The 6179-nt window shown below is 60.5% G+C and carries 5 protein-coding genes; all 5 read right to left on the reverse strand.

Going from position 1 to position 6179, the window contains the following annotated elements; all coding sequences use genetic code 11:
* Positions 1-4: 4 nt before the first annotated feature.
* Complete coding sequence (gene dmpG / locus DIE21_RS35220; protein WP_124501960.1) at positions 5-1033, reverse strand: 4-hydroxy-2-oxovalerate aldolase; 1029 nt, start codon at positions 1031-1033, stop codon at positions 5-7.
* A gap of 18 nt (positions 1034-1051) precedes the next feature.
* A complete protein-coding gene (locus DIE21_RS35225; RefSeq protein WP_124501961.1) occupies positions 1052-1996 on the reverse strand; it encodes an acetaldehyde dehydrogenase (acetylating) in 945 nt (314 codons plus the stop codon).
* 58 nt (positions 1997-2054) lie between these two features.
* Complete coding sequence (locus DIE21_RS35230; RefSeq protein ID WP_260432597.1) at positions 2055-3929, reverse strand: feruloyl-CoA synthase; 1875 nt, start codon at positions 3927-3929, stop codon at positions 2055-2057.
* 243 nt (positions 3930-4172) lie between these two features.
* A complete protein-coding gene (locus DIE21_RS35235) occupies positions 4173-4952 on the reverse strand; it encodes a 2-keto-4-pentenoate hydratase (protein ID WP_124501962.1) in 780 nt (259 codons plus the stop codon).
* A 64-nt stretch (positions 4953-5016) separates the two neighbouring features.
* Positions 5017-6063 carry a nitronate monooxygenase family protein gene (locus tag DIE21_RS35240; RefSeq protein ID WP_124501963.1) on the reverse strand — a complete coding sequence of 349 codons (1047 nt, stop codon included), beginning with the start codon at positions 6061-6063 and terminating at the stop codon, positions 5017-5019.
* Positions 6064-6179: the final 116 nt, after the last annotated feature.

Below are 6179 nucleotides of genomic sequence, written 5' to 3' on the forward strand. Positions count from 1 at the left end.
GATGTCAGCCACCCACTTGTTGGCGCGTCTTGAGGATGTCGAGAGCGACGTCCACAATCATGTCCTCCTGGCCTCCCACCATACGGCGTTTGCCCAATTCGACGAGGATGTCGACTGTCTTCAGGCTATACTTCCTCGCGGCCGCTTCCGAATGGCGCAGAAAACTGGAATAGACGCCGGCATACCCCAAAGCCAGAGTCTCGCGGTCCACGCGCACCGGGCGGTCCTGCAGTGGGCGGACGATATCGTCCGCCGCATCCATCAGGGTGTAAAGGTCTGTACCGTGGTACCAGCCCATGCGCTCGGCAGCAGCGATGAACACCTCCAGAGGCGCGTTGCCTGCGCCCGCACCCATGCCCGCCAGACTGGCGTCAACGCGATCGCAGCCCTCTTCCACCGCCACGATCGAGTTGGCGACGCCCAGGCTCAAGTTGTGGTGGGCGTGAATGCCCGTCTCGGTCTCCGGTTTGAGCGTGTCCTTGAAGGCGCGGAAGCGCTCACGCACATCGTTCATGCTTAGAGCGCCGCCCGAGTCCACCACATAGCAGCACGTGGCGCCGTAGCTTTCCATCAGCTTGGCCTGTTGTGCGAGGCCCTGCGGTGTCTGCATGTGGCTCATCATGAGAAAGCCCACGGCTTCCATACCAAGATGGCGCGCGTATTCAATGTGCTGACGGGAGATATCGGCCTCGGTGCAATGTGTAGCGACGCGCACCACGCGGGCGCCGGCCTCGTATGCCGCTTTCAGGTCGTGCACAGTGCCGATGCCGGGCAACAGCAGTGTGGCAATCTTGGCATGCTTCACAACGCTGGCGACGGCCTCGATCCATTCCAGGTCGGTATGAGCACCGAAGCCGTAGTTGAAGCTGCCACCTTGCAGTCCGTCACCATGGGCGACTTCGATGGAGTCCACCTTGGCTTCGTCCAGCGCTCGGGCGATCTGCTTGGCTTGATCGACACTGTACTGATGGCGGATTGCGTGGCTGCCATCGCGCAGCGTCACGTCCGAGATATAAATCTTCTTGGTGCTCATGTCGGTTTCCTCTTTCCCTTACGCGGCGACGATAGGCAGCATGCGGGCCGCCATGTGTTCGGCGGTATGCAATGCGGCGCTGGTCATGATGTCCAGGTTGCCAGCATAGGCAGGCAGGTAGTGCGCGGCGCCTTCGACCTCCAGGAAGATCGAGGTCTTCAAGCCCGTGATGCGGTCTGCCACCCCCGGGATGCGGATAGGCTGCTCGATGCGATCGAACTGCACGTGCTGCTTAAGACGGTAGCCCGGCACATATGCCTGCACATCTGCAACCATGCGCGCGACGGAATCGGCGATGGTCTGCTCGTCAGCAAAGTCGCTCAGGGTGTAGACCGTGTCACGCATAATCAGCGGCGGCTCGGCCGGGTTCAGGACAATGATGGCCTTTCCCTTTGTAGCACCGCCGACGACTTCAATCGCCTTGGAGGTGGTTTCGGTGAACTCGTCGATATTGGCGCGGGTGCCCGGGCCTGCGCTCTTGCTGGAGATGCTGGCGATGATCTCGCCGTAATGTACTTTGGCCACACGCGCGACAGCCGCGACCATTGGAATGGTGGCCTGACCGCCGCAGGTGACCATGTTGACGTTGGATGCATCGAGATGCGCGTCGCCATTTACCACTGGGATGCAGTACGGACCGATGGCAGCCGGGGTCAGGTCGACCATGCGGATGCCGGGCTTGATGCTCCGCAGGAAAGCGTCGTTCTTGACGTGTGCGCTAGCACTGGTGGCATCGAATACTATATCGATGTCGGCAAACACGGGCAGCCGTGTCAGACCTTCCGCACCTTCGTGCGTCGTTGCCACGCCCATGCGTGCGGCGCGCGCCAGACCATCCGAGGCCGGGTCGATGCCCACCATCGCCCCCATTTCGATGTGCCTGCCGTGACGCAGAATTTTGATCATCAGGTCGGTGCCGATGTTGCCCGAGCCGATGATTGCGGCTTTAAGTTTGCCTGTCATGACGTACTCCCGTAGTTCAGAATTCGAAAAATCGAAGATATTGCGCAGCGTATCGGCCTCATGATGGTCGGATCACTGAAGGACAACCCGAGTACAACCGTTCCACATCGTCGGCGCGAAGCGTCAGAACAGCACGCTGGTTGACGTATCCCTTATCAGTGATTTCACCGCGCTCAATTGAAGGTGGCTCGGATAGGAGCACCGCGGCTGCAGCTCGCTGCGAACTCCCGGCGCCCCTGCCCAGTAGCGACAACGCCTCGGCAAGCACCGCGCGGACCGCAGGATCCTGGCCCAGCAGCTTGCCGCTCATGCCGCTTTCGGTATCGTTGGCCAACGCTCGCAGCTCGGGCGTTGGAAAAATCAGTAGGCCGACTTCGTCGCGATCGTGTCCAGTTACCACCACGTCCTGCGCATAGGGCGACATAACCGATACGGCATTGATGCGCAGCGTGCCAACCGATACCCACGTACCGGTGGTCAGCTTGAAATCTTCCGACACGCGGCCGTCGAAGATGACACCGCTGTTCGGGTCATCAGGATCGGCCAGCTTGCCCGCATCGCCCATGCTGTAGAAGCCTTCGTCATCGAACGCCTCGCGAGTCCTGGCCGCATCGTCCTGGTACCCGGGAAACACTGAAGGACCACGCACACGCAATTCGTACTTGTCTTGGCAAGGCACGAACTTCAATTCAACGCCAGGAACCGGCACACCGATATTGCGGGTGTTCGTGGTATGGAAGTGGGCGCTAGTAATTACCGGTGAGGTCTCAGTTGAACCCCATTCGGTGGTGAGAAACAGTGGCGCGGCGCGCACCCTCGATGCCACCGCTCGCAAACGCTCCGCGGTCAACTGCGGTAGCGCCGCGCCTGCGCAAAGCAGCATGTCGAGCCGATCGAATAGTGCGGCCGCCAGGACATCGTCCTCCTCGAGGTGGGGAAGGACCATGTCGTATCCGCGCGGCACGTTAAAAAACAGTGTCGGGCGGATCTCTCGCAGCGCTCGAATCGTGCTCTCGATGGCGCCGGGCGCCGGACGTCCCCTATCAATGTATAGCGTTCCTCCATTGCGCAGGATGAGATTGAAGTTGTGGTTGGCACCAAAGGTGTGGCTCCATGGCAGCCAGTCCAACACTACGGGCTGCGCCATGTCGATGAAGTGCCAGCACTGCGCAATCATCTGCTGGTTGGCGCAAAGCATTGCGTGGGTGTTGGGGACCAGCTTGGGCATTCCGGTAGAACCGGAGGTCAGTAACAGCCGCGCTACTGTGTCGCCAGTGACTGCGAGAAACGCTGCATCGACTTGCGGGCCCGGACGGGCTGACAAAAGGCTGGAGAACGAAAGCGCACCGGACAGCTCCGCGCCCTCCGCGTACACCACTGGACAGCGTGGCTGCCAAGCGGCGATGGCAGCACTGTACTGACTGGCATCTTCGGCATACAGCAGGCCCGGCTGGATGCGATCGAGAATCGCATGCAACTTGGTGTGGTTGCTCGCCATCCGCGAATAGGCCGATGACACCACCGAAATGCGGCGCCCTACGTGCATGGCAGCCAGCGATAGAATCGCAAGATTGATACTGTTGTCGGATAGGGCTACCACCGGTCTATCCGATTCCACACCGAGGTTTAGCAGCGCTTGTGCGACAGAGCGCACCGCTTCCAGCGTGTCAGCATAGCTGAGCGAACGCCAGCCGGCACCGGCACGCTCGGAGAGAAAGGTCCGGTTTCCGTCCTCGTGCGCCCAGTATTCCAGCCAATCGCCGATGCAGCGATCGTATGGTTGAAGCTGCTCGGTCGCCCGCAATACAAAGCTGCCGTCGGCATGGTCAACCCGCTCAATACTTGGCCGGGCGAGTGACACTCCAACCGACGGCACGGCAGCGACTGGATGCACCGATTTCCTGGACCCAGCGAGATTCATCGTCGAGCTCATCGCACCGGTCTCCACGCGCCACACTCGCAATTGATCAACACACGCGCACCCGGTCCACAAAACGAGCTATCCTGATAATAAAATGCGATGCTCTCGTGGGCACCCTCCAGAGTCGTCGCACCTGCAATCGTCGGGGCCGTCCTTCGCTTCGCTTGCATTGCAGTCTCCTCTGCCACGCTTGACCGATGGCATTTCCGTTTGAAATCCAACCGCATCTTAGGCACACGCTTCGTCAGCCACCGCCTAGACGGTCGTGCAGCGCACTTCGCCCAGCCCGTCCACTCGCAAGCACAAGGCATCTCCTTGAACGAGCGGAAACATCGGTCCCAATGCGCCCGACAGCACTACGTCGCCGGCACGCAGCGGTTCGCCCACGCGCAGCATGGTCTGGGCGAGCCACCACGCCGCGTTCAATGGATGTCCCAAGCATGCTGCGCCGTTGCCCTGCGACGCCGGCTCGCCGTTGCGCTCGAATCCCATGGCACAGGTGGCAAGGTCGAGATCGGTGATGCGCTTGGGATCGGTGCCCAGAACATAGAGTCCACACGAGGCGTTGTCGGCCACGGTATCGACTAGCGTGATACGCCAATCCTCGATGACACTGTCGACAATCTCGATGGCGGGCAATGCATACTCGATGGCCAGCAGAAAGCGGCCCCACGTCAATTCGCCATCGAGATCCCGCCCTATGACAAACGCGATCTCGCCCTCGGTCTTCGGCTGGATAAGTGTTCCGACCGGCACCTCTTCACCACTAACAAATTCCATGTCAGTGAACAGCACACCGAAATCCGGCTGATTTACGCCCAATTGCTGCTGCACTGCGACCGACGTCAGTCCGATCTTTTTGCCACTGATGCGCCGCCCTTCAGCCAAAGCGCGCCGAGTATTGACAGCCGCAACCTCGTAAGCGGTCTCGAGACCTGAGATACCGTGGCTTTCGGAGATACGCGGGAGCGTGGAGCGCGCACGGCGCGCCTCGTAAATTGCTTCGGCAGCATGCTGAATGGAAGTTTGCGTCATGCTATGTCTCCGCTTGAATTGTGCGTATAAAGGGGCGTGGACGCCTTAACATCCGAAAATGCGTTCAGGCCCGCGCCAGAACCGGCTGCGCTGCGCAGCGGCGTTGCAGTTCCGCTAATTCCTGCGCCTCAGCGCGCAGACAGGCGGCATAGCCGCTCTCCAGTTCGGCCACCACGTCAGCCACCGACGTCACTGCCTGCACAACGCCAACGCCGTGGCCGGCTGACCAGACGTCCTTCCAGGCCTTGGGGGCTGTAGCGATATCGCCGGAAAAATCGATCTTCTTTTCCATCTTTACCTGCTCGGCGGTAAGACCTGCGGCATCGAGGGTGGGCTTGAGCCAGTTGGCAGATACGCCGGAGACGGCACTAGAGAGCACCAAATCCTCCATGTGACTAGACACCACCAAATCGCGATAGGCAGGGCTCGCCATGCTCTCGCGAGTGGCTATCAGGCGGGTCCCAACCACGACGAAATCGGCACCGAGCAATTGGGCTGCGCGAATGTGCTCACCGCTCGAAATGGCACCGGCCAGTCCGACCGGTCCATCCCAGAAACGCCGGACTTCGGCCAAAAAGGCGAATGGATGGTATTGGCCAGTATGACCACCGGCCCCACTGGTGACGAGCACCAGCCCGTCAACGCCAGCCTCGATCGCCTTGCGTGCCAGTGCAGGCGAAATCACGTCAGCCATGACCAACCCACCATAGCCGTGCACCCGATCGAGAACGCGGCGCGGACTGCCCAATGCGGTGGTGACGATGCCAGGCCGATACCGCTCGACGAGCGTCATTTCGGCATCGAATCGGTCGTAGCTGCTGTGCACGATCATGTTGAGTGCCCATGGCACCACCGCGTACTCGGACCCCCGCGTGTGCTTATGAGCTTCGACCTGTTCGACGATGCTGCCCAGCGCTACATCCAGCGCCTCGATATCACGTGCATTTGGCGCGGCGTAGGTCCCCACAATGCCAGCTTGCACGCTAGCGACAACCAGATCAGTACCAGACACCAAGAACATTGGTGCGGCCATCACTGGCAAGCGGGCATTGCGAAACGTGTCCCGGAGCCGCGCGCGCGCGGCAAGCGTGTCGGAATTTCGGGGGGGCATGTCCAGAGGTTCCCTGTCTTGTTCAGAAACGAGGCTGACTAAAAAGCTCTAACAAAATGAGTCGAAGGGGCTGTTAACCCGTTTCGCGCTCTGTTAACCTCTTCGTTGTTTCGTTG

Source organism: Burkholderia sp. Bp9140 (assembly GCF_003853425.1).
In the GTDB taxonomy this organism is placed as follows: Bacteria; Pseudomonadota; Gammaproteobacteria; order Burkholderiales; family Burkholderiaceae; genus Burkholderia.